The following is a 2,973-nucleotide window of genomic DNA, read 5'->3' as shown; positions in this document are numbered from 1 at the left end:
GGGCATGTTTCCTTATCCCCGCGCCTTCGGCGCGCCCCCTTTAACAAAAAGGGGGCTCTCCTCCAGATGGATTGCGTGGGCCGGCCAACGGCCGGCGCTACCGGTGGTTGATTGAAACGGTTATGTAACCGTTACCAACCCATGTGATGGCCGCCGTTGATGTCGAGGTTGGAGCCGGTGATCCAGGCGGCTTCTTCGGCGACCAGGAAGGCCACCGCGTAGGCGATTTCTTCGGGCTTGCCGAGGCGGCCGGTGGGGATGTCGGCGATGATCTTGGCGCGCACTTCGTCGGGCACGGCCATCACCATGTCAGTGGCCACGTAGCCGGGCGAGATGGTGTTGACGGTGATGCCGAAGCCGGCATTCTCGCGCGCCAGGGAGATGGTGAAGCCGTGCATGCCGGCCTTGGCGGCGGCGTAGTTGGCCTGGCCGTACTGGCCCTTCAGACCGTTGATCGAGCTGATCTGGATCACCCGGCCCCAGCCGCGGCGGCGCATGCCTTCGATGACCGGGCGGGTGACGTTGAACACCGAATTGAGGTTGGTGTTGATCACGTCATGCCACTGGTCGGCGCGCATGCGGTGGAAGGTGGTGTCGCGGGTGATGCCGGCGTTGTTGACCAGGATCTCGATCGGTCCCAGCGCCGCTTCCACGGCGTGCACCATCTGTTCGGCGGTGCCCGGGTCGGCGACATCGCCGGGGAAGATCGCCACGTCGCAGCCGCGCGCCAGCATCTTCTCGCGCCAGGCCAGGGCCTTGGCCTCGTCACGGTAGTTGGTGGCAACCCGATGGCCCTGGTCGGCCAGACGTTGGCAGATGGCGGAACCGATACCGCCGGTACCACCGGTGACCAGTGCGACGCGAGATGTCATGAGCAGCTACTCCGGGGCCAGCAGGGGGGGGAAAGCGATTCTGCAACATCGCGGCGGAAAATGGGTGGCTCAGGGGGCGTCGGCGTCGAGCCGGATGTCACCCGGTGGCAATCGCGCCGGGTCGAAGCCGGCAACGGCCCGTTCGAGGAGTTCGGCAACGCTGCGGCAGCCCCGCAGCCCGGCGGGATCCTGGCCAAGCTGCACCCAGGCCTGCTGCAGGGCGGGCAGGGGACGATCGGCATCGACCGGGCGCGCGGCGGCGGACTTGGACAGCTTGAGCCCGTCCGGCTCCAGCAGCAGTGGCAGGTGCAGGTAGCGCGGGGTGGGCAGGCCCAGTGCCTGGTGCAGCAGGATCTGGCGCGGGGTGGAATCGAGCAGGTCGGCGCCGCGCACCACGTCGGTGATGGCCTGGTCGCCGTCGTCGACCACCACGGCCAGCTGATAGGCCCAGTAGCCGTCCGCGCGGCGCAGCACGAAATCGCCGACCTCGGCATGCACGTCCTGGCGGACCCGGCCGCGCAGGCCGTCGTCGAACGCAACCACGCTGCCCGGCGGCACGCGCAGGCGGATGGCCGGTCGTGCGCGTTCGGTACGTGCCACGCAGTAATGATGAATACCGTGCTGGTCGGCCAGTTCGGTGCGGCTGCAGTGGCAGGCAAAGGCTTTGTCCTCGGCCAGCAGGCGGTCCAGCGCGGCCTGGTAGAGGGCGTCGCGCTGGCTCTGGTGGACGATGGGGTCATCGCTGGCCAGGCCGAAGGCAGCCAGGGCGGCCAACTGCTGGTCGATGGCGCCGGGCACGGTGCGGGGCGGGTCGACGTCTTCCACCCGCACCAGCCACTGGCCGCGGGCGTGCCGGGCCAGCAGCCAGCTGCCGAAGGCGGCGAGCAGCGAGCCGGCGTGGAGGGGGCCGGTGGGCGAGGGGGCGAAGCGCCCGCGGTAGGCAGTCATGGACATGAACTATGAATCGTCGGTCAGGTTGCGACTTGAATTCAACATGAAGTCCCCGCAGATTTGCAGCAACACCCACCCAAAAGCGTCCTTTTCCCATGTTCAGTCGTATCGCCCTGTTCCTCGCGACCAACTTCGCCGTGTTGATCCTGGCAGGCTTCGTAATGCGCCTGGCGGGCATCGATCCTGCGAGCATGAGCGGCCTGCTGGTCGTTGCGGCCATCTTCGGCTTCGGCGGTTCGCTGATCTCGCTGCTGCTGTCCAAGTGGATGGCCAAGCGCTCCACCGGCGCGGTGGTGATCACCGAGCCGCGCAACCAGACCGAGCGCTGGCTGCTGGCCACGGTGGAGCGCCAGGCGCGCGAAGCCGGTATCGGCATGCCGGAAGTGGCGGTCTACGACGGCCCGGAAATCAATGCGTTCGCGACCGGCGCCAACCGCAACAACGCGCTGGTGGCGGTCTCCACGGGCCTGCTGCAGAACATGAGCGAGGACGAGGCCGAGGCAGTACTGGGTCACGAGATCGCGCACGTGGCCAACGGTGACATGATCACCATGGCGCTGCTGCAGGGCGTGCTCAACACGTTCGTGATCGTGCTGGCGCGCGTGGTCGGCGGCATCATCGACAGTGCGCTGTCGGGCAACCGCGAAGGCGGCGGCCGTGGCTTCGCCTACTTCATCATCGTGTTCGTGCTGGAAATGGTGTTCGGCCTGTTCGCCACCATGATCGCCATGTGGTTCTCGCGCCACCGCGAGTTCCGCGCCGACGCCGGCGGTGCGCACCTGGCCGGCCGCCAGAAGATGATCGCCGCACTGGAGCGCCTGAAGCTCAACCACGGTCAGAGCACCCTGCCGACCCAGATCGCCGCGTTCGGCATCGCCGGCGCCACCGCCAAGAAGCTGTTCCTGAGCCACCCGCCGCTGGAAGAGCGCATTGCCGCGCTGAAGGCCGCGAGCAATACCGTGGCTTGATGCAGAAGCTGTTGGTTTGAAAGAAGCGCCCGGCCTTGGTCGGGCGTTTTTTTGCTCGCGACAAGCGCTGGCGTTTTCGTTCTCTGCGCGCGGGGGAGCGGGGTGGAGGGGGTAGCGGGGCACGCGTGAACCCATCCATGGGGCTTATCGCAGCATCCATGCTGCTCAAAGCCCCGCTACCC

The 2,973-nt window shown here is 67.3% G+C and carries 3 protein-coding genes; 1 reads left to right on the top strand and 2 read right to left on the bottom strand.

Annotated elements, in window-relative coordinates; genetic code table 11:
• Positions 1-131 precede the first annotated feature (131 nt).
• Together QMX79_RS20445 and gluQRS are read right to left on the bottom strand one after the other, a co-directional pair.
• On the bottom strand, positions 132-872 hold the full coding sequence (locus tag QMX79_RS20445) for a beta-ketoacyl-ACP reductase (RefSeq protein WP_282248410.1): 741 nt from the start codon (positions 870-872) through the stop codon (positions 132-134).
• Between the two features lie 69 nt (positions 873-941).
• Positions 942-1,826, bottom strand: a complete 885-nt coding sequence (gluQRS, locus tag QMX79_RS20440; protein ID WP_282248409.1) for a tRNA glutamyl-Q(34) synthetase GluQRS — start codon at positions 1,824-1,826, stop codon at positions 942-944.
• Between the two features lie 92 nt (positions 1,827-1,918).
• On the opposite strand from gluQRS, the gene htpX reads away from it, so the two are divergent.
• On the top strand, positions 1,919-2,791 hold the full coding sequence (gene htpX, locus QMX79_RS20435) for a protease HtpX (protein ID WP_068853266.1): 873 nt from the start codon (positions 1,919-1,921) through the stop codon (positions 2,789-2,791).
• The last annotated feature ends 182 nt before the right edge of the window (positions 2,792-2,973 follow it).

The sequence above is a fragment of the Stenotrophomonas sp. PS02300 genome (assembly GCF_029959395.1).
GTDB lineage: Bacteria > Pseudomonadota > Gammaproteobacteria > Xanthomonadales > Xanthomonadaceae > Stenotrophomonas > Stenotrophomonas maltophilia_AD.
This window is presented reverse-complemented; position numbering and strand designations above follow the sequence as displayed.

What these genes read in the sequence shown, in the direction of transcription:
- QMX79_RS20445 (WP_282248410.1), bottom strand. Translation starts at nt 872, where the DNA reads ATGACATCTCGCGTCGCACTGGTCACCGGTGGTACCGGCGGTATCGGT.
- gluQRS (WP_282248409.1), bottom strand. Translation starts at nt 1,826, where the DNA reads ATGTCCATGACTGCCTACCGCGGGCGCTTCGCCCCCTCGCCCACCGGC.
- htpX (WP_068853266.1), top strand. Translation starts at nt 1,919, where the DNA reads ATGTTCAGTCGTATCGCCCTGTTCCTCGCGACCAACTTCGCCGTGTTG.